20 protein-coding genes are annotated in these 20,381 nt (G+C 69.8%); 2 read left to right on the forward strand and 18 right to left on the reverse strand.

Annotated features, from left to right (window positions below; translation table 11 throughout):
- Window positions 1-22: 22 nt before the first annotated feature.
- The 18 genes from DOM66_RS13140 to hexR all read right to left on the reverse strand — a co-directional run bounded on the left by DOM66_RS13140 (window position 23) and on the right by hexR (window position 17,952).
- On the reverse strand, window positions 23-628 hold the full coding sequence (locus DOM66_RS13140; RefSeq protein ID WP_110674613.1) for a hypothetical protein: 606 nt from the start codon (window positions 626-628) through the stop codon (window positions 23-25).
- A 115-nt stretch (window positions 629-743) separates the two neighbouring features.
- A complete protein-coding gene (gene fabG, locus DOM66_RS13145) occupies window positions 744-1,520 on the reverse strand; it encodes a 3-oxoacyl-ACP reductase FabG (protein ID WP_110674612.1) in 777 nt (258 codons plus the stop codon).
- Between the two features lie 55 nt (window positions 1,521-1,575).
- Window positions 1,576-2,052: an ApeP family dehydratase gene (locus DOM66_RS13150; RefSeq protein WP_110690497.1), complete on the reverse strand. Its 477-nt coding sequence runs from the start codon at window positions 2,050-2,052 to the stop codon at window positions 1,576-1,578.
- A 66-nt stretch (window positions 2,053-2,118) separates the two neighbouring features.
- Entirely contained in the window at window positions 2,119-3,303 is a 1,185-nt protein-coding gene (locus DOM66_RS13155) for a beta-ketoacyl-ACP synthase (protein ID WP_110690498.1), read from the reverse strand.
- A complete protein-coding gene (locus DOM66_RS13160; protein WP_110690500.1) occupies window positions 3,300-3,884 on the reverse strand; it encodes a DUF3261 domain-containing protein in 585 nt (194 codons plus the stop codon). The genes DOM66_RS13155 and DOM66_RS13160 overlap by 4 nt, the downstream gene beginning before the upstream one ends.
- A complete protein-coding gene (locus DOM66_RS13165; RefSeq protein ID WP_110690502.1) occupies window positions 3,881-5,137 on the reverse strand; it encodes an NAD(P)/FAD-dependent oxidoreductase in 1,257 nt (418 codons plus the stop codon). Before DOM66_RS13165 ends, DOM66_RS13160 begins: the two co-directional genes overlap by 4 nt.
- Window positions 5,130-7,478, reverse strand: coding sequence for an MMPL family transporter (locus tag DOM66_RS13170; RefSeq protein ID WP_110690504.1), 2,349 nt, complete (start codon window positions 7,476-7,478; stop codon window positions 5,130-5,132). Before DOM66_RS13170 ends, DOM66_RS13165 begins: the two co-directional genes overlap by 8 nt.
- Entirely contained in the window at window positions 7,475-8,065 is a 591-nt protein-coding gene (locus DOM66_RS13175; RefSeq protein WP_110674606.1) for a LolA family protein, read from the reverse strand. The genes DOM66_RS13170 and DOM66_RS13175 overlap by 4 nt, the downstream gene beginning before the upstream one ends.
- A 67-nt stretch (window positions 8,066-8,132) precedes the next feature.
- The gene (locus DOM66_RS13180; protein ID WP_110690506.1) at window positions 8,133-9,140 is read right to left on the reverse strand and encodes an LpxL/LpxP family acyltransferase; all 1,008 of its coding nucleotides are present in this window, start codon (window positions 9,138-9,140) and stop codon (window positions 8,133-8,135) included.
- Window positions 9,137-9,901, reverse strand: coding sequence for a glycosyltransferase family 2 protein (locus DOM66_RS13185; protein ID WP_110690507.1), 765 nt, complete (start codon window positions 9,899-9,901; stop codon window positions 9,137-9,139). Before DOM66_RS13185 ends, DOM66_RS13180 begins: the two co-directional genes overlap by 4 nt.
- Window positions 9,891-11,621, reverse strand: coding sequence for an ApeI family dehydratase (locus DOM66_RS13190; protein ID WP_245392436.1), 1,731 nt, complete (start codon window positions 11,619-11,621; stop codon window positions 9,891-9,893). Before DOM66_RS13190 ends, DOM66_RS13185 begins: the two co-directional genes overlap by 11 nt.
- Window positions 11,608-12,195: a COG4648 family protein gene (locus DOM66_RS13195; protein ID WP_245392437.1), complete on the reverse strand. Its 588-nt coding sequence runs from the start codon at window positions 12,193-12,195 to the stop codon at window positions 11,608-11,610. Before DOM66_RS13195 ends, DOM66_RS13190 begins: the two co-directional genes overlap by 14 nt.
- A gap of 10 nt (window positions 12,196-12,205) precedes the next feature.
- Complete coding sequence (locus DOM66_RS13200) at window positions 12,206-12,472, reverse strand: phosphopantetheine-binding protein (protein WP_110674603.1); 267 nt, start codon at window positions 12,470-12,472, stop codon at window positions 12,206-12,208.
- Between the two features lie 163 nt (window positions 12,473-12,635).
- Window positions 12,636-13,325, reverse strand: a complete 690-nt coding sequence (locus DOM66_RS13205; RefSeq protein ID WP_110690509.1) for a beta-ketoacyl synthase chain length factor — start codon at window positions 13,323-13,325, stop codon at window positions 12,636-12,638.
- 602 nt (window positions 13,326-13,927) lie between these two features.
- Window positions 13,928-15,424, reverse strand: a complete 1,497-nt coding sequence (locus tag DOM66_RS13210; RefSeq protein WP_110690510.1) for a PhnE/PtxC family ABC transporter permease — start codon at window positions 15,422-15,424, stop codon at window positions 13,928-13,930.
- The gene (locus tag DOM66_RS13215) at window positions 15,421-16,107 is read right to left on the reverse strand and encodes an ATP-binding cassette domain-containing protein (protein WP_110674600.1); all 687 of its coding nucleotides are present in this window, start codon (window positions 16,105-16,107) and stop codon (window positions 15,421-15,423) included. The genes DOM66_RS13210 and DOM66_RS13215 overlap by 4 nt, the downstream gene beginning before the upstream one ends.
- A 6-nt stretch (window positions 16,108-16,113) precedes the next feature.
- Window positions 16,114-16,965: a putative selenate ABC transporter substrate-binding protein gene (locus tag DOM66_RS13220; RefSeq protein ID WP_110690511.1), complete on the reverse strand. Its 852-nt coding sequence runs from the start codon at window positions 16,963-16,965 to the stop codon at window positions 16,114-16,116.
- A gap of 126 nt (window positions 16,966-17,091) precedes the next feature.
- On the reverse strand, window positions 17,092-17,952 hold the full coding sequence (hexR, locus tag DOM66_RS13225; protein ID WP_110674598.1) for a transcriptional regulator HexR: 861 nt from the start codon (window positions 17,950-17,952) through the stop codon (window positions 17,092-17,094).
- 235 nt (window positions 17,953-18,187) lie between these two features.
- On the opposite strand from hexR, the gene zwf reads away from it, so the two are divergent.
- Window positions 18,188-19,672 (forward strand): glucose-6-phosphate dehydrogenase, encoded by a 1,485-nt coding sequence (gene zwf, locus DOM66_RS13230; protein ID WP_110674597.1) that lies wholly within the window; start codon window positions 18,188-18,190, stop codon window positions 19,670-19,672.
- A gap of 18 nt (window positions 19,673-19,690) precedes the next feature.
- The gene (gene pgl / locus DOM66_RS13235; protein ID WP_110690512.1) at window positions 19,691-20,365 is read left to right on the forward strand and encodes a 6-phosphogluconolactonase; all 675 of its coding nucleotides are present in this window, start codon (window positions 19,691-19,693) and stop codon (window positions 20,363-20,365) included.
- Window positions 20,366-20,381 lie beyond the last annotated feature (16 nt).

Consider the following 20,381-nt stretch of genomic DNA (forward strand, 5'->3'; position numbering starts at 1 on the left):
GAGTTCGGATGTCGGCTCGCCTTCACTCCGTCTCGCGGCTGGGGGCGGGCGGCTGGTGGGCGAGGAAGTGGGCCAGCTTTTCCGGCTGGCTCTCACCGACCCGGCACAGCTGGCCGGCAATCTCGGCGTACTGCATCAGGGTCGGCAGCATCAGCCGCTGACGATGCGGATCCTGGGCCTGGCGGGCGGCTTCTGTGTCCAACCATTCGAACAGGCGTGCCAGGCGGGTGTAAGTGGTATCACCGCGGCCGCTGTTGCCACGCAGGGCATCCACCGCCAGACAGCGCATCACGCTGCGCTTGTTGGGATCGAGACTCTCCTTGTCCAGTAGCGCCTCGGCGTGACGGCTGAACTGACTCATCAGTTGGGTCAGCTCGGCCGCCTCGAGCTGGCGCTGGACCGCCTGCTGGCTCTCGTGCAGGGCGCGCTGCTGCTGCAGCTGCCCGCGCGCCACCAGCACCAGGGTCAGGCACAGCCAACCGGCCAGTACCACGCTGAGCAGGAATAGCCCCAGTGGCGCCAACGCAGCGGGCGGCAGCGGCCAGTGCAGGTCGCTGGCGTAAAGGCCCAAGCCGCACAGGGCCAGCATGACGATGACGATCAATGCGATGGAAACGCCGGCTTTCATCTCGACTCCGACTCTACGGGGTGGTCTCTATGGGTGAGGGCCGCTGACGCTCGCCCAACGAGGCATTATCGGCCGGCGGCTCCGGCGCTTGAACATGGCGCCGGTCTCAGCGCTCTCAGCACATGCCGCCGTTGATGGCGATCACCTGCCGGGTGATATAGCCGGCATCACGGGAGCACAGGAAGCTGACCGTGGCCGCCACTTCGTGCGGCTCGCCGGGGCGCTGCATCGGCACCAGCTTGCGAATCTCCTCCCGCGACAGCGCCTCGGTCATGCTGGTCTCGATCCAGCCGGGGGCGACACAGTTGACCGTGATGCGGCGCTTGGCCAGCTCCACCGCGAGCGCCTTGGTGGCGCCGATGATGCCTGCCTTGGCCGCACTATAGTTGACCTGGCCGCGATTGCCGATCACCCCCGAGAGCGACGACAGGGTAACGATGCGCCCCGGACGGCGGCGCTGAATCATTGGCATCACCAGCGGCCGCAGCACGTTGTAGAAGCCATCCAGGTTGGTCTTGAGCACGCTGTCCCAGTCCTCGTCCTCCAGCGCCGGGAAGGGCTTGTCGACGGCGATGCCGGCGTTGCACACCACCCCGTAGTAGCAGCCGTGGGCGGCGATATCCGCCTCCAGCAGCGTCTTGACCCGTGCGCGCTGGGTGACATCGAACTGCAGCAGACGCACCTGGGCGCCGGCGGCACGGGCATCTGCCGCCACCTGTGCGATATCGTCGCCATCGCGGCGGCTGTGCAGCACCAGGTCGAAGCCGTCCTGGGCCAGGCGCCGGGCGATCGCCGCGCCGATGCCGCGGTTGGCACCGGTCACCAGGATGGTGTCGGCGCCACGCTCGCCTGTGGGGGAAGCGGTCTCTTGGGGGGTACTCGGGCGATCCATGCGCGCTCCAGGCGATAAGGTGTCGAAACGAAAGAGAGTCGGGGCCGGCGACCGTTCAGGTGGCCGGCGGCTGGCCGGGCAGGTTCCACCCGGCGGGGCGGTAGAGGGTCAGGCTGCCGCTGGCCAGACTGGCCGAGCCATCGGCCCAGCGCAGCTCGCCATTGACCTGGGTCACACCGTTGTCGGCGACGAAGTCGATACTGATGGCGACATGGATGCGCCGGCCAAACGGCCAGTGGGGCTGCGCGGCGCGGTAGCGGCGGCTGCCCAGCAAGAGCCCCGGCGCCGGCGACTCGCCGCGGCGTTGGGCGTGGTAGCCGGCCCAGGCTGCCACGCCCTGGGCGATCCACTCGATGCCGACCCAGGCGGGCAGCCCCGCGGCCTCGGCGAACAGATCCTCCGGCCGGGTTTCGCCCTCGGCGATGGCGCCCTCGGCGTCGGCCTCGAGCAGGCGCGTCAGCAGGCACATGCCGCGGGCGTGGGGCACCAGCGGGGCGATGGGGCAGGGCAGAGGTTCGGTGGTCGATGTCACGGGTGACCCTCCGTAGACCGGCAACGGGTCGATAGGGTGCGCGGCAGCGCCTGTCGGGATTGGCATTCAGACATCGTCACGACTCAGCAGCAGGCTGGCGTTGTTGCCGCCGAAGGCGAAGCTGTTGCTCAGTGCATGGCGCAGCGGTGCGCTCGGCGCGGGTGCATGGCCCACCAGCGGCAGCGGCGGCAGTGTCGGGTCGTAGTCGCCGTCGTAGATGTGCCGTGGCAGCCGGCCGTAGGTCAGCGCCAGCCAGCAGAAGGCGGCTTCCAGCGCGCCGGCGGCACCCAGGGTGTGGCCGGTCAGCGCCTTGGTCGAGCTGCACGCCGGCGGCTGCGCGAAGAGGTCGTTGACCGCGGTGGCTTCCATCTGGTCGTTGAGTGCGGTGCCGGTGCCGTGGAGATTGAGATAGTCGATCGCCTCCGGCGCCAGCCCGGCCATCGTCAGCGCCTGGCGCATGGCTGCCACGGCGCCGCTGCCGTCGGGGCGCGGCGCCGAGATATGGTGGGCGTCGGCACTCTCGCCGACCCCGCCCAGCTGGATGCCGCCGCGTTCCGGGGTGACCACGAACAGCGCCGCAGCCTCGCCCAGATTGATGCCGCGGCGCTGGCGCGAGAACGGCAGGCAGGGGGCATCGCTGACCGCATCGAGGCTGGCGAAGCCGTTGACGGTGAGCCGGCACAGGCTGTCGGCGCCGCCGGCGATCACCGCGTCGCACTGGCCGCTCTTGAGCAGGCGCCGGGCGCTGGCCAGGGCCCGTGCGCTGGAGCTGCAGGCGGTCGACAGCGCATAGCAGGGCCCGCCCAGGCCGAGACGCTCGGCGACGAAACGTGCCGGGGCGCCGAGTTCCTGGCGCGAGTAGGCGAAACTCGCCGGCAGCGGGCCGTCATGGCCGCTCTCGGCGATGGCCTTTTCGGTCTCCCCGATCCCCGAGGTACTGGTGCCGATCACCACCCCGATACGTTCTGGTGCCACCTGCGCCAGCAGCGCGTCGAGGGTCTCGCCGAGGCCGGCCAGCGCGAGGGCCAGCAGGCGGTTGTTGCGGCTACGCTGGCCGGCCTCCCAGCTGCTGGCGTCGGGCAGCGGAGCGCTGACGCGGCCGAGCGGCAGCGCTCGCCCGGGGGTGAAGTCGTCGCTGACGGCGAGCTGGCGCTGGCCGGCGAACAGCGCCGCGGCGATGGTGTCGAGGTCGCTGCCCAGTGAACACACCACCCCGGGCCGGGAGAGGCGGCAGGCGAAGGAAGCGCTCATGCGTCACCCTCCTGGTCGAGCGGGGTGATGGTCAGGCGGTAGCCGCCCTGGTGGTCGTCGAGCGTCAGGGTCTGGGGATGCGCGGGATCGGGTCGCGGCGTGATGCTGGCGGCGAGACGGCCGTGGTAACGGATATCACGCTGGTCGTCATGCTCTGCCACCTGCCAGGCGCTGCCGGCGAAGGCTCGGGCCAGCGCGGCGCGCGGCCACAGGCTCCACTCCAGGCGTGAAGCGAGCCAGGCCGGCGGGATCGGCAGCGGCGGTTCGCCCGGGGCGTCGCCGGCCTCGAAGCGCGCGCCCTGGGCGTCGCGCACCAGGGTGGTGAGACGCTGGCCGTAGGGGGTCACCAGCACCGCACGCAGCGCGTCTGGGGTGATCCGGATGAAGGCGATCAGGGTGCGCGACTCGCCCTCCTCGGGCGCGAAGGTGAGTCGGCTGGCCAGGGTCTCCGGGGTCACCGCCGCCGCCAGCGGCGGGGAGGGCGAGACCGGCGGCGACAGGCTGCAGGCGGAGAGACCGAACATCAGCGCGCTGATCAGCACCAGCACGAGCGGGCGGCGGACACGCGGCACGCGATTCATGGCGTCTCCTCGCTACGCTCGGCCTGCAGGCGGCACAGCGCCGAGAGGGTGTCGAGGTGGCGGCGAGAGGCGCTGGCGAAAGGGTTGCTGCGATCCCAGGCGTAGCCGGCGAGGATGGCGCTGATGCGCGCGCGGATCTCGGGCGGAGCCTGATCGTGGAAGATGATCGTCTGCAGGCGAGTGTCGTACCAGCCGTCGACGAAGTCGCGAAAGGTGGCGATGCCCTCGCGCAGCGGGCGTTCGAACTCGGCGTCCCAGTCGGGCGTGTCGCCGTCGAGCTGACGCGCCACCAGCGGCGCGGCCAGGCTCGCCGAACGCAGGGCGATGGTGACCCCGGAGGAGAACACCGGGTCGAGAAACTCGCCGGCGTTGCCGAGCAGCGCATAGCCGGGGCCGTGCAGGCGCTCGACATCGGCGGCATAGCCCTTGAGCTCGCCGACCTCACGTCGCGGTCTGGCGCCTGCGAGCAGGGCACTGAAGCGGGGTTCTTCGGCGATCAGCGCCTGCCAGCGTGCCTCGGGAGTGTCGCCGTAGGCGCTCAGGCTAGCGATATCGCCGACCACGCCGACCGAGGCGCGATGATCGCGGAACGGAATCAGCCAGTACCAGATCGACGCGTCCTGCGGGTGGACTCCGATCAGGATCTTCTCGCGGTCGTAGTCGGGATCGTCGATCTGCTCGTCGACATGGGTGTAAAGCGCCATGCGCGGCGCCAGGCGCGGCTCGCGGGAGAGCCGTTCCAGCCGCGCCAGCACGCGGCCGTAGCCGCTGGCGTCGAGCACGAAGCCGGCGCGCAGTTCACGCGACTCGCCGGTGGCGTCGCGCAGGGTGACCCCGGGGCGCTGTGGGTCGGAATGGAAAGCGCTGACGCTGACCCCGAACTCGAGGGTGGCACCATGGCCGCGGGCGGCCTCGATCAGGCGCTGGTCGAAATCGGTGCGCTCGACCTGAAAGGTCGTCCCCCAGCCGGGCGAGTACTTGTCGCGGAAATCGATCGCGGTGGCTTGTCCGTTGCGGGTGAAGGCGGCGCCATTCTTGGGCTGATAGTCGGCGGCGAGCACCGTCTCCAGCAGCCCGGCCGCTTCGAGGTCGCCCATGCACTGGGGCAGCAGGCTCTCGCCGATCGAGAAGCGCGGAAAGTGCTCGCGCTCGACCACGTGCACGCGGTAGCCGCGCCGGGCCAGCAGGGCGGCAGCAGTGGCGCCGGCCGGGCCGGCACCGATGACGATGACATCGTGATCGCACTCACGCATGCGGGCTCTCCTCGGGTTGGGGGTGGCTGGTGGTGGGTTCCCGCGGGCGCACCCAGGGCACCAGCAGCCACACGCTGGCCAGCCCGATCAGACAGGTCAGCCCCAGGTAGTGCAGCGCCGGGGTGGCGCTGAACGCCAGCATGCCGAAGGCCAGCAGGCTGGTCAGGGTCGACAGGGTGATCGCCAGCCAGGCGGAGGGCTGTCTGGCGTACTCCACGTTGAAGATACCGGCATCCAGGCCGATCCCCAACACCAGCAGCAGCCCCAGCTGATTGAAGATATTGAGCGGCACCCCGGTCAGTGCGAACACCGCCAGCACGATCAGGGTGGCGCCGAAGGGCGGTGCTATCACGCGCCAGGCGCGGCCGCGGTAGCGCCAGATCAGCGCCAGGGTCATCAGGGCCATGGCCGCGGCGATCCAGGCGGCGGTGTGGCGGCGCAGCTCACCCAGCAGAGTGCCGATACGCGCCACCCGGTCGACGTAGACGACCCCCGGCCGAGCGTCGGCGATGGCTGAGAGCTGGTCGGCGATGGCGGCGCTGCGGGCCCCGCTCAGGACCACGCTGGCGGCGACCTCGCCGGGCGCGGTCTGGCCCAGCCACAGCCGCTGCTGGAGCTGACCCAGCGGCGTCGCGAGCCAGTCGGTGAGCGTCAGGCGCGGGGCATCGTCGAGCCGCGCGCGGGCGGCCTGGGCGATCTCCGCCGGCAGCCCGGCGCGATCGATCAGGGTCACCAGCGGGGCGCCGTAGAGGGTGCGTACCCGGGCCAGGTTGGCGTCCTGCTCGGCGGCGCTGGGCACGCTGCGCCCCAGCGACTGGTAGTCGATCGCCAGCCCGGCGGCGATGGCCTGGTCGAGGCGCTTGTCGAGTGCCGCGAGTCGCGTCAGCAGCGCCTGGGTATCGGCGGCGCGGACCAGGAAGTAGCGGCTGCCGGTGTCGCGGTCGAGCAACTGCTGGACCTGGGCCTCGTCGTGCATCAGCGCCGCCGGCGAGGGGTTGAGCAGGGCGAGACTGTCGTCGCTGGTGAGGCGCAGCGTGCACAGCGCGATCAGCCCCAGTGCCAGCACGAGTGCCAGCCACGGTGGCAGCCCCCGGCGCGGCTGGCACAGCCGCCACCAGCGTTCGGCCAGGCGTGCGGTGAAGGGGTTGGCGTGGAGCTTGAAGCGGGGCAGCCACAGCACCACGGTGAGCCAGGCGCCGATCAGCCCGAAGGCGGCGAAGGCGGCCATCTGGCGTAGCCCGGGCATGGGCGTCAGCGCCTGGGCGACATAGGCGATCACGCTCGAGATCAGCCCCAGGGTCAGGCTCGGTAGTAGCCGCCGCAGACGAAAGGCGCGGCCGTGGATGGCGCGGTCGCACTGCAGATGCAGCACGTAGTCGATGGCGATGCCGATCAGGCTGGCGCCGAAGGCCAGCGTCAACAGGTGCAGACGCCCGAACAGCCCGAGGGTGAGTGCCAGCGCGAACAGCGAGCCGGTCACCAGCGGCACCAGCAGTTGTGCCAGCACCCGCGGCGAGCGGAATACGAAGCCGATGATCAGCAGTACCCCGAGTAGCGAGGCGGCGCCGATGGTGGACATCTCGTGGCGTGCCTGACGCGCCCCGGCGGCGGCGTGGAACACCAGCCCGGAGCGCAGCAGCTGGGCCTCGGGGTGCGCCTGCTGGAAACGTTCCAGGGTCGCGTGCAGCGCCTGCTGCATGGGCAGGGCGTAGGGTGAGCCGGCGAGCCGGCCGATCAGCACGCTGTGGCGCTGGCCCTGGGCGTCCAGGGTCAGCAGGCCGTCGGCGGCATCGATCGGACTCTGCGGCTGGCGCGCCAGCCATGCATCGAGCAGGCCGAACGGATCGGCCACCGGATCGGGGCGCGCGGCCGGCGAGAACAGCCGGCGCAGCGCCCGCTCGACCAGTGATTCGCCGCCGTCGCGCGCGATCGCCTGCTGCCAGGCGGGGGTCAGCAGCCGGTAGCGCCAGGCGCCCATCCAGTCGTGCGGGTCGGCGTCGGCCAGATCCAGCTCGCGCCAGTCGACCCGCGCCAGTTGCCCATCGTCGACCAGCGTCTCCAGCGCATCGCCCAGCGCCTGGGTCGCCGCCACCCGGTCGTCGGCGTGCAACAGGATCAGGAAGCGATCCTCGAAGCCCTCGCCCAGCTGGCGGTCGGCGGCCTCGATCAGCGGCACCTGGCGGTCCGCCGGCAGCAGCGCAGTGAGGTCGGTGTCCGCCGGCAGGCCGTGGCGCAGCATCCAGGCCAGCCACACCGCGCACAGCGTGATCACGCCCAGCCAGAGCCAGCCGAGCCAGCGCCAGGTAGTGCCGCTTGGTGGTCGCTCGACGGGGGAGCTCATGGCGCGTCGCCGGACAGCGGATGCTGATCGAACAGGCGCACCGCCAGAGTGTCACCGCCGGGCGTATGCAGGGTCAGATGGTCGATGTAGCGGCCGCCATCCAGGGCGATGCTCGAGATCCGCTCGCGCAGTGCCTTGGCCTTGGGTGTCAGCGTCACCTGCCACGCCTCGGCGTTGCCGGCGAGGGCGATCTCGAAGCGCGAGGCCAGCGCCTGCCAGTCGCCCTCGAGCAGCTGCAGGAACAGCCGGGCGACCTGCTCGCCGCCGGGCGGAGTGCGGTCGCCACTGCCGTTGACGATCGCCTCCGGGGTCAGCTCGATACGCTCCTCGACCGGACGTTCGAGCTGCCACACCACGCGCTGGCCGCGCACGAAGCGGAAGTTGCCGCTGCTATCCAGACTGCTGCCGAGATCCGCCAGTCGGCGCTGCTGGGTGAACTTGCCGGCCAGCGACGGTGTCTGCGCCAGACGCTGCTGCAGCGTGGCGAGATCGAAGGCGTAGGCGCTGAGCGGCGCGGCCAGACAGACACAGGCGAGCATCAGCGAGAGCAGGCGACGGGCGCGGTGTGCGAGGGTTGGCTGGGACATGAGGGGGCACTCCTTCGGCAAGCGGTGGCGGGCGCAGGGTCAGTCGCGCAAGATGAGTCGTACAAGATCAGTCGCGCTGGGCGTCGGCCTGGGTGTCGGTCGAGGTGTCACCCCCGGCGTCCGGGTGCGCGTCGGCGCAGTCGAGCCAGAACGGGAAGAAGTTGAACCACTGCAGCGGGGTGTTCTCGCACTGGCGCGTGAGCCAGGCGACGTAGCGCTGCATGGCGTCGCCGATCCAGGCCTCACGCTGGCGCCGGCCGAGGTTCTGGGTGTCGTCGAAGGTATCGAACTCGACCCGGTAGCCGTCGTGATGGCGGAAGCAGCCGATGGTGTAGACCGGGCAGCGCAGCAGGCTGGCGAGCCAGAACGGCCCCTCGGGGAAGCGCGCCGGGTGGCCCAGAAAGGACAGCGTGCGCGCCCGCCCGCTGTCACTGATCGGCACCCGGTCGGCGGCGATCACCACGAAGCCACCGTCGGCGATGCGCTGGCCGAGCTGCATCGCCGTCGAGGGTGTGATCTCGCTGACCTCGATGATCTCCGGCGGATTGTCGCGATGGGTCGAACGCGCCAGCACGGCGTCGAACTCCTGTGCGTTGCGGGTATGCATCAGCAGGGTGGCGCGGAAGTCCTCGCGCATATCGCTCATCGCGGTGCAGATCTCCATGTTGCCGACATGGGAGACGAACATCAGCCCGCCGCGGCCGCTGGAGACCGCATCGAGAAAGCGCTGGCGCGCACCCTCGGCGAATTCGACCCGGGGCGGAATGCCGCTCCAGGCGTCGATCTTGTCCATCAGGCTCTGCCCGAAGCTGCGGAAGTGACGCAGGCTGAGCCAGGTGAGCCGGCGGGGCGGGGCCCCGTGAAGATGGCGCCAGAGCCGTACCAGATAAGTGTGCGAGGCGCGCCGGTGCAGGCCGTGGGCGACATAGAAGTAGCCGATCACCAGGGTCAGCATGAACTGGAACGGCAGCCGGCCGAGGTGGCGGCGAATCCAGACCATGGTGCGCACCCCGGCGGCGCTGCCGGATTCGCGAATCCGCGACCAGTGGTTGGGATTGCTGCTGGTGGGCGTCATGAAAGCTCTCCCAGGCGGCGGCGAAGCAGAACGGGCAGGCGGATCAGCATGCCCAGCAGCAGGCGTGCATGCATGCCGGCGAGCAGCAGATTGTCGCGCCACAGGGCGAAGTGCGAGACGCCGTCCAGCGGATAGCTGACCCGTACCGGCAGGTTCTCGACCCGACCGCCCTGCCAGTACCAGCGCACCGGCAGCTCGCTGTCGAACTGCATGCGGTCGCCGCAGGGGTGGTGCGCGACCAGGCGATTGACCGCGGCGACCGGGTAGAGCTTGACCCCGCACATGGTGTCGCGCAGCGCCAGCGACAGGGTCGCCAGCCATACCAGAACGTGGGTGAGATAGCGCGAATAGAAGCGGTGCTTGGGCACGCTGTCGTCGAACCGGGGATAGCCGATGCGCAGGATCTCGTCGCTGGCGTCGAGGCCGGCGACGAAGGGCGGCAGGTCGGCGGCTTCGTGCTGGCCGTCGGCATCCACCTGCAAGGCATGGGTGAGCCCCAGCGTCTGGGCATGGGCGAGTCCGGCGCGTACCGCGGCGCCCTTGCCACGGTTGTGCGGCAGGCGCACCAGGGTGGTCTGCTCGGCCCGTGCCAGCTCGTCGAGCAGCGCAGCGCACTCGGCGTCGCTGCCGTCGTCGACCAGGATGATCGGCAGCCCCAGCGTCTGGAGACGGGCGAAGGTCTGACCGATCGCGCCGGCGTGGTTGTAGACCGGAATCAGCACGCCGACGCGTGCCGGCGTGGCGTGTGTATCAAGAGACATGGTGGCGCTCCGTGAGCGTGAGGCGGCCGCTGGCGTGCAGACCCCGCGCGCTCTCGCAGGTGATCATCAGGCTCTCGCTCTCCTTGACCCGCCGCCGGGCCAGCGTCAGGCGGAAGCGGTCTCCCGGCAGCAGCGGCTGGGGAAAGCGCAGCCGCTCGAGGCCGGCGAAGTCGGCCTCCAGCGCGAACAGGCGCCGCGCCAGCTGCATTGCCCAGTGGACCAGGGTGACGCCGGGTACCACCGGCTGGGCGTCGAAGTGGCCATCGACATAGCGGCAGTGTTCGGGGACTTCCAGCGTCACCTCGATGCCCTCCGCCAGCGTCCGCTCGCCCAGCCAGCGCGGCGCGCGGCGGTCGTCGAGGTCGGCGAACAGGCGCTCGCGCAGCGTGGCGGAGAGCTTGCCCTGGGCGTTGGTCGGCCAGGCGTCGACGAAGCGCCAGTAGCGCGGCAGGGCCGGCGTCTCGAAACGGCGTGCCAGATCGCGGCGCAGGCGCTTGACGGTGGCGCGGTGGCTGGCGTGGTCGTGGGGGATATGGGCCGGGTCGAGCTCGACGATCGCCCCCAGCCGCAGCTCGCGCCGGTTCAGAGTGACGGTCTGGGCCCGGCGCACGCCCTCGAGCTCGCCCAGGGCGCGATCCATGGCGGTGAGCGAGAGACGCTTGCCGCCGATCTTGACGATGTGATCGGCGCGCCCGAGCAGGCGAAAGCCGCCGTCCGGGTCGAGGACGACACGGTCGGCCTGGCGCTGCCAGCTCTGCGGGTCGGCCAGGTGCGGCGAGCGCAGCCACAGGCGCTGTTCGGCATCGCTCTCGATGGCGAGCCCGGGGAAGGTGCGCCAGGTCTCGCCCTGCTGCTGCACGCGCCAGGCGATACCGCCGGTCTCGGAACTGCCGTAGACCTCGTGCACCGGGCTGCCCAGCAGCGCCTGGGCGAGATCGCTGGCCGTCCGCGAAAGCGGGGCCCCGGAGCTGTAGATGCGCCCCTGGGCGTGACGCACCGCGGGCCAGTCGATCGTGGCGGGCAGCCGTGACAGCGCCGGCGGCGCGCTGACCAGCGCTGCCTGTAGCCCGGCCCCGGCGCAGGCGGCGAGCCAGGCGTGCAGGGTTTCCGGGTAAGGGCAGGGGCGGGTGGCGAAGGGCACCCCCTCGGCCAGCGGCCGCAGGATCAGGAACAGCAGCCCGTAGATGTGCTGGTGGCTGACCTGACCGATCACCAGGTCTTCGGCGTAGGGCCACAGCGCACGCTGGGTGGTGAGTTCGGCATCGAGCTGGGCGAAGCGCTTGTCGAGGCGCTGCGGCTCGCCGGTGGAACCGGAGGTATAGAGCGTCACCGCCACCGTCGGCAGCGGCCGGTGCGACCACACCGGGTCGCGATCGCCCCCGGCGCGCAGTCCGCCGGCCAGCGTGCCCAGCGGCTGGCCCGAGTCGCGCAGCGCGGCCAGGGTGGCGGGTTGATCATCGGCGGGCAGGATCGCCTGCTCGCCGCGCTCCCAGATCGCCACCAGCGCGGCGCTGAACTCCAGCGGGTCGGGGTCGAACAGCAGCCAATGGCCGCTGCCGTCGGCATGGCTCGCAAGCAGCGCCTGCCAGGCGCCGATGCGCTGACGCCAGGCACCCATGCTGACCCAGCCGGCGGTCGCGTCGGCGGGCGGCCGCCAGGCGACCCGCGCATCGGCGTCGCGCTCGCGCCAGGGGCGCGCCTGGAGTTCAAGGTGACGCATGTGGCTCCTCGGCGTGGCGTTTCTTGACCCGCTGGCGGATGGCCCATTCGCCGGCGAACATCACCAGCATCAGCGCATAGGCGATGCCGCCGTTGTACCAGGTCCACAGGGTCATGTCGGCGTAGAGCGCGGTGGCCAGGGCCAGCGCCCCATTGACGGCGAAGAATACGCACCAGGCCTGGGTCACCCGGCGGGTGTAGCGCACCGCATGGGGCGGCAGGTCCGGTTCCTGACGTCGGGCCAGACGTTCGATCAGCGGCGGTGGGTGGCGCAGGCCGTGGGCGAACAGCATCAGCAGTGCCAGATTGAGCGCGAACGGCCACAGCCGCAGGCCCAGCTCGGCGCTACCGGTGAACAGCACCAGCGCCAGCAGCGGCAGCAGGCAGAAACCCCAGCGGCGGTGGGCGGCAGGCAGCCGCCACCATGCCACCGCGGCGAGCGCGAGCAGCAGCGGCCAGGCGCCGAGGCGCGGCAGCAGGGCGTGAACCACGAAGGGCCAGGCCAGGCCGAGCAGTGCCACCAGGCACCAGAGCAGGCGCCGCGGTCCGGCGCGACCGTCGGAGGGGGCGATCACGGCCACCGTCTCAGTTGGCGCGGCGCGCTTCGACCAGCGCGGCCAGGCTCCTCAGGTTGGCGAAGTGCTGACGTGATGACTCGGCATCCGACTCCAGGGTGATGCCGTAGCGCTTCTGCAGGGCCAGGCCGAGCTCCAGGGCATCGATCGAATCCAGCCCCAGCCCCTCGACGAACAGCGGTTCGTCGGGATCGATATCCGCAGGGGTGACGTCCTCGAGCTCCAGGGTCTCGATGATCATCTCTTTGAGTTCGTGTTCCAGCGCTGTCGTGGTCATGGGCTTACTTTCCTTGTCACCATTGTCCTTGCCACCATCATCATCGCGGGGCCGCGATCGGATCGCGGCCTCGCCCTGCTGCCGGTGCTATACCGGCCTGCGCGCGTCGGTGGGCGACGCGCGTTACTGCTCATCAACTCATCAACTACAGCGCCGGGCGCCTTCAGGCGCCCGGCGCGAGGGTCCAGCTACGCCCGGCCAGCGGGCAGCTCAGCGGCCCGCGCCGCTGCATCAGCCAGTCGATCACATCGAGCGGCTGCAGCGCCGCGCCGTCGGCCTCGGGCGCTGTCGAGAGCGCGAGGCGGCGCGCCCCCGGCGTGGGCGTCGTGCCCAGCACCAGGGCCACCGCTGCCGCCGGCGTATGCGGCGCGAAGTCGGCGAAGCGTGCCGGCACCGGCTGGTCGCCGAACACCACCAGCAGACGCTCGGTGCCATCGCTGAGATAACCCTGTGCCTCGGCCATCAGTGCCGCCCACTCCGCACCGCTGGCAGCCACCGCCTGCTGGCTGCGGCGATTGCCGCTGGCGATCGAGTAGACGCCGATGATGGCGTTGTGCACCGACAGGCCGAAGCGCGCCGGCGACAGCGGTTCGCCGGCGTCGATGGCGTAGAGCATCTCCAGCGTGCGCTCGCCGTCACCGTGGCGCGAGGCGTGCAGGACATCGAGCTCGGCCACCGGGTCGAGCGCGATCAGCATGTCGCACACGGCGCGGCCGATCAGATTGAGGCGGCGGCGCAGCATCGACGGAATCGCCGTGCCGGCGGGCTTGGCGCTGGTTTCCAGACGCGCCTCGCCGGCGGCATCGCGGTGCGGGGTCCAGCCTCGCCACTCCTGAACGAATAGCTCCGTCATGCGGGGTACCGACAATCCTGATCGTGAAAGCGAGCGTGAAAACAAGTGTCACGTGAGTGTCACAGATTGACGCATCATAACGGAAAACGCGTCAGGCTCCGTGCAAGGTTTATGCATTTGTGCAGCGTGCGGGGGGTCAAGCGGGGCGTAAAGCGCCGGGCCTGGACCCGGCGCGCCCGGGAAGGACGATTCCACGGGCTCGGCAAGCCTACCCCCACTCACCCCGCGCCGACTTGATCTGGATTAACTTTCGCGGCCGCGGCGCTGATCACGGGGCCATGCCGTGGCCCCGGTCACGGATGCGCCAAGCCTACGCATGCCGATAACGCTTGCCAACCCGGGCTCGAAAAATGTTGTACAAGACTTTTGCAGGGTGCTATTCTCCCCAAGGTAAAGTTAGGGATCAGGAAGATCCCAGGCGCAGGACGCGCACACGCCACGGATGGCGTGCGGCCGCAGGGACGCGCGGCGAGACGGCAGATTGCGATGCCGTCATGTAGATGGATTCGACCCGATAGGTTCTCTTTGATGCCCGGCTTCCCGCTGGGCATTGTTTTTTTGTGGGGTCGTCGCGGGGGACCACTCGCTTCCTTCGTCCCGGCTCATCGGCTGCACGGATCGTCGACCGGCACCTCGCGCGGGCGGAAGCGGCGGGCAGCGGCGTCGACCGCGATATTCAGCCCGGCGGTGATCAGCAGCAGAAAGAGTGCCTGATCGAACATCAGATACTCGAAGCTGGAGTCGATGTAGAACCCCAGCGTGGCGACGCCGAGCATGCCCAGCAGCGCGGTCTCGCGCAGGATCACTTCGGCGCGGTAGCACAACAGTGCCAGCAGATTGGGGTAGAGCCGCGGCAGCAGCTCATAGGCGTAGCGCCCCGACGCCGGCAGCCCGGACATGCCTGGCGTGAGGCCATCGGCGTGGCGCGCCACCAGGAAGGCGATCAGCGCGCCGTTGTGCAGCGCCAGTGCCAGCCACGCCGGTAGCATCGATGGCCCCAGCAGCAGCAGCAAGACGAACGCCAGCATCAGCTCCGGAGTCGAGCGCGCCACCACCAGGGTCAGCCGGCCCAGCCCCCGGCTGGCGCGGTTGCCGAAATGGCGGCTGGCCAGCGGCCACAGCAGCAGCGCCAGCACCAGACTCCCCACCATCCCCATCAGCGCCAGCAGCAGGGTGTTGCCGATCGCCGGCAGCAGGTCCGGCATGTCGCGCACCCAGGCCACCAGCCCTGCCGGGTCGCCGGCGAGCAGCGATGCCGGCCACAGGTCGTGGCTGACGAAGCGCCACAGCAGCGCGCCGTCGACCTGGGGCCAGGGCCCGAGCCAGTAGAGCCCGGCGACCAGCAGCAGCGGCAACAGGCGGCGATGCCCCCACCAGTGCAGCGTCGCGATCATCAGATAGAAGATCCACAGCAGGGCCCCGGCTTCGCCGAAGCGGCCCTCGCGGAAGGCACTCTCGAGATAGAACCCCAGCGTCGGCAGGCCGACGAAGCCGAGCAGCACGCTGGCGCGCATGGCGCACTCGAAGCGGTAGCGGGTATAGCTCGCCAGGCGCTCCCACACCAGCGGCAGCTCGGCATAGATGAAGCGTGACAGACGGTCGACGCCGGCGGGCAGGGCGGCTGAGGGTGCGCGCGGTGTCAGCTCGAGGATCTCGGCATAGACCTTGGCGAAGATCCCGGCATAGGGGATCGCCAGCGCGGCCAGTGCGGTGACCGCCGAGAGCCCGAACACCTGCAGGAACAGCAGGGCCCAGAACAGTTCGTGGATCGCGCGGACGAAGGCACACAGCGCGCGCAGCGTGCGCGAACGCGGAAACAGCAGCGCCAGCGGGAACCCCAGCAGCGCGCCGAGGAAGGTGCCCCACAGCGCCACGCTGACGGTGAGGGCGATGGCGTGGAGCGGGTTCTCCAGGGCCAGCCAGTCGGGCCAGGCCAGGCCGCGGGCCATGCGCCACAGCTCCGCCCAGGGGGCGGCGGCGGTGACTTCGAGGTCGGCCAGCGGCAGCAGCAGCAGACACAGGATTACCAGCGCCAGCGAGCGCCGGGCGAGGGTAAGGCCGGGGCTGTCGCCACGCAGCCAGCCGGGGGCGGTGCTCATGCGGACGTTGCGGCGGCGCTGGTCGAGGCGTCGGGGTAGAGCGCATCGAGATCGGCCAGGGTGAGTTCACGGCTGGCGGCATCCAGCTGGACCTGGCCGTCGCGCAGCCCGATCACCCGGTCGAAGTGGCTCAGCGCCAGGCGGTGCTGGTGCAGTGCGATGACGCTGGTGGCGTGCTGGCGCTGGATCCGCTGCAGCAGGCGCAAGGCCTGGTGCGGGTCGACGCTGGCCAGCGGCTCGTCGCCGAGAAAGATCTCGCGCTGCTGATAGAGGGCGCGGGCGATCGCCACGCGCTGACGCTGGCCGCCGGAGAGGCGCTCCACCGGGCGGCGCAGCAGGCCGTCGAGGCCGAGCTCGGCGCACAGCGACTCCACCGCTTGCCAGGCTTCACGGTTCGGCCGCAGCAGGTTGAGCAGGTTGGCCAGGGCGCCTTGGCGCTCCAGCCGGCCCATATAGACGTTGTGGTAGACCGAGAGCAGCGGCACCAGGCCGTGGCTCTGTGGGCACCAGGCGGCGAGCGGGTCGAGCCGGGCGCGGATGGCCCCCAGCAGCGTCGACTTGCCGGCGCCGCTCTGGCCCAGCAGGGCTACCTGCTGGCCGCGCGCCAGGGTCAGCGACAGTCCTGGCAGTACGACCCGGTCGGCATGCCCCAGGTCGTCACCGTCGAAGTGAAGGAGTGTCACGCGCGCTCAGCGCAGCACGCCGATCGACTCACCGACCTCCTCGATCGGCGCATAGTCGGCGTTGCTGGCCGGGATGAAGCCGGAGCGAGGGAAGCTCTCAAGCAGGGCGGGGTCGGTCATGTCGAGCAGCGCCTTGCGCACCTTGGCACTGAAGCCCTCGCCGTAGCGCGCGTCGACATCGCCGCGCAGGGTCCACTGATAGTCGGGATAGGTGGGCGACTTCCAGATCACTGCCACCTTGTCGGTATCCACCCGGCCATCGGCGACCGCCGCCTGCCACACGGTGAAGTTGACCGCGCCGACGTCATAGGTGCCGGACTCGACCAGGGCGATGGTGCGCGAGTGGTCGCCGGAGAAGCCGACCCGAGAGAATACCTGCTCGGGGGCCGCATCGAAGCGCTGGCGGATGAAGTGCTCGGGCATCAGCCGCCCCGAGGTCGAGGTCTTGGCACCGAAGGTGAAGCTGTGGCCGCGCACCGCCTCGGGCAGCGCCGTCTCGGAAGGAGCGATGTCGGCTTGCCGATTGGCGATGAAGTAGCTGCGGAACTCGGCGTCCTCCTGGCCCTGGGCGATCGCCTGGGAGCCGGGTACCAGGCGGCGCGCCTGCACCCCGGAGAGGCCGCCGAACCAGGCCAGCTGCACCTGGTCGTTGCGGAAGGCGGTCACCGCCGCGCCGTAGGAGGTCACCGGCACGTATTGGACCTCGACCCCGAGCTTGTCCGAGAGATAGTCGGCGACCTTGGAGAAGCGCTCGACCAGGCGCGACTGGTCTTCGTCGGGAATCGCGGTGAAGCGGAAAGTGTCGGCTTGCGAGACGCTGCCGACCAGCATCAGAGCCAGAGCGAACAACCAGCGCATGGCGTGACCTCGAGAAAGGTGTGTCATCGGGAAGGCGCAGTCGCGAGCCAACGGCTCGGGTGCGCGCCTCGGGCGCCTATGGTAACCGCTTTTGCCTATGATCTTTAAGGTGTCTCGTGGTGCGCTTCAGCGCCCAGTAGGCGGGAACTTGGTCGGGCGCAAGCTCTCCTTGATCTTGCGCAGATGCGGCAGGAACGACTTGCCGCGGCGCAGCGTGACGCCGGTGGCGAGCACGTCGATCAGCGCCATGTGGATCATGCGTGAGGCCATCGGCATGTAGACCTCGGTGTCCTCGGCCAGATCGACCGGCAGCAGATCGGTGCACACGTCGGCCAGCGGCGAGCCCTCGCGGGTGATGCCGATCACGGTGGCACCGCTCTCGCTGGCGAGCTGGGCCACCTCGACCAACTCGCGGGTGCGCCCGGTATAGGAGATCACCACGATGACGTCGCCGGTATGCGCAGCGGCGGCGATCATGCGCTGGGTCAGCACGTCGTTGTGCGCCGAGACCGGCAGATTGAAGCGGAAGAACTTGTTGTGGGCGTCGAAGGCGGCGGGGGCCGAGGCGCCGAGGGCGAAGAAGTTGATCTGACGCGCCTGCGAGAGATGATCGACCACACGCTCGATGCGTTTGGGGTCGACCGTGCGCCGCGCTTCGTCGAGGGCGGCGATGGTCGCACCGATGATCTTGTCGGTGTAGGCGCTGGCGTCGTCGTCGCTCTCCACGCTGCGGCTGACATAGGGCGTACCGCCGGCCAGGCTCTGCGCCAGCTGGATCTTGAAGTCGGGATAACCCTTGGTGTCGAAGTTGCGGCAGAATCGGTTGACGGTCGGTTCGCTCACCGTGGCAGCCTGTGCCAGAGTGGCTATGCTCATGCCAATCGCGGCATTGGGGTCGCGCAGAATCACGTCGGCGACCTTGCGTTCCGATCGGTTCAGCTCGTCGATCCGCGTTCGGATCCGGGCGATGAGATCGTGGTTGGCCATGCTAGCGGTGAGTCTCCTGGCAGCGGGGCGTGCCATCACTGTTTGACACAAACCCTGCATCCTAGCCCGCGGCGCCGGTGGCGCCAAGCGATGCTGGACGAGCGCTCGACCGCAAACGGTAAGTTAGTGACCGAATCGAGCGTCGTCGTGGGCATGTGATGCGCAAGTCGCGTGTCAACTCGGCCCGGAATGGCGTATTTTATTCGTAAATTAACCACTCAAGCGGAGGGAGGCAATGTCTCGAGAGGCAACGCCCAATGTGGATCTGGCGCTGTTCGGGGCGCTGGGTGATCTGGCGCTACGCAAGCTCTACCCGGCACTCTACCATCTCGACCGGGATGGCCTGCTGGGCGAGCAGACGCGCATTCTCGGCCTGGCCCGACGCGAGAAAGACGCCGACAGCTTCCGTGAGACGGTGCTGGGCATGCTCAAGAAGCGGGTCAAGCCGAAGGAGCAGGATCAAGCCTGCATCGACCGCTTCCTGGCGCGCCTGGACTACTGCCAGCTCGACTTCGATACCGTCGACGGCTATGAGCAGATCCGTGACTGGCACGCCCGCAGCGCCGATGACCAGTGCCCGCTGACCGTCTATCTGGCGGTGCCGGCGAGCATCTACGGCGCCATCTGCGCCAACCTGGAGCGCAGCGGCAGTCTCGACGACGCCTCGCGCGTGGTGGTCGAGAAGCCGATCGGTTACGACCTCGCCTCCTCCCACGAGATCAACGACGCCATCGGCGCGGTCTTCCCCGAGTCGCGGATCTATCGCATCGACCACTACCTGGGCAAGGAGACGGTGCAGAACCTGATCGCGCTGCGCTTCGCCAACCCGATGTTCGGCAACCAGTGGAACCAGAGCCAGATCTCCCACGTCGAGATCACCGTGGCCGAGCAGGTCGGCATCGAGGGGCGCTGGGGCTACTTCGACAAGGCCGGTCAGCTGCGCGACATGGTCCAGAACCATCTGCTCCAGCTGCTCACCATGCTGGCCATGGACCCACCGGCCAACCTCGACGCCGACGCCATCCGCGACGAGAAGGTCAAGGTGCTCAAGGCGCTCAAGCCGATCGAGGGCGAGGCGCTCAATCGCCACGTGGTGCGCGGCCAGTACGTCGCCGGCGCCATCGACGGCGAGAACGTGCCCGGCTATCTGGAGGAAGAGGACGCCAATACTGCCAGCACCACCGAGACCTTCGTCGCCATGCGTCTCGAGGTCGCCAACTGGCGCTGGGCCGGCGTGCCTTTCTACCTGCGCACCGGCAAGCGCATGCCGGAGAAACTGTCGCAGATCGTCATCCACTTCCGTCAGCAGCCGCACTACATCTTCGATCCCGACCAGCGCAACCTCGCCGCCAACAAGCTGGTGATCCGGCTGCAGCCGGAAGAGGGCATCGCGCTGCAGGTGCTGACCAAGGATGGCGGGCTCGACAAGGGCATGCGTCTGCGTCCCGGCCCGCTGCACCTCGACTTCAACCACGCCTTCCCCAAGGCGCGTATCCCCGACGCCTACGAGCGCCTGCTGCTGGAAGTGATGAAGGGGCAGCAGTACCTGTTCGTACGCCGCGATGAGGTCGAATATGCCTGGAAGTGGGTCGACCAGCTGATCGACGGCTGGGAGAAGCGCGATATCCCGCCGCGGCGCTATCCTGCGGGCTCCTGGGGGCCGGTGGCGTCGATCGCCATGATCACCCAGGACGGGCGCTCCTGGTATGAAGACTACTGAGTATGAAGACGGCTGAGTATGAAAACTGCTGACAGCGGCCGTGAGCGCCTCGGCGCGCAGCTCGCCGAGGCCGCCGCCGCGGCGCTTGCCGCCGATCTCGCGAGCCAGCCGCGGGTGCTGCTGGTGCTCTCCGGCGGCACGACCCCGGCGCCGTTCTTGCGCCGCCTCGCCGCGCAGCCGCTCGACTGGCCGCGGGTCGATGTCACTCTGGCCGATGAGCGCTGGGTCGACGCCGATCACCCCGACAGCAATGCGCGCCTGCTGCGTGAGACGCTGCTGACCGGGCCGGCGGCAGCGGCGACCCTGCACCCGCTGACCAGTGCCCACGCCACGCCGGAGGAGGGCGTGGCGAGCGTGGCCGAGCGTCTCGATACGCTGCCATGGCCGGCCAGCCTGGTGGTACTGGGAATGGGCGGCGATGGCCACACCGCTTCGCTGTTCCCCGACAGCCTCGAACTGGGGCTGGCGTTGTGCAGCGACGAGGCGGTGGTGGCGGTGCGTGCGCCCAGCGCCAACCACCCCCGAATCACCCTGAGCGCCGCGCGTCTGCACGCCGCCCGGCGGCATGCGCTGCATATCGTCGGCGACGCCAAGCGCACGGTGCTGGCCCGGGCGCTGGCGGGGGACGACGTGCGCGAACTGCCGATCCGGGCCTTTCTGAGCTGCCCGCTGGCGATCTACTGGGCACCCTGAGCAGGGCGGCCACGGG

Source organism: Salinicola endophyticus (assembly GCF_003206575.1).
In the GTDB taxonomy this organism is placed as follows: Bacteria; Pseudomonadota; Gammaproteobacteria; order Pseudomonadales; family Halomonadaceae; genus Salinicola; species Salinicola endophyticus.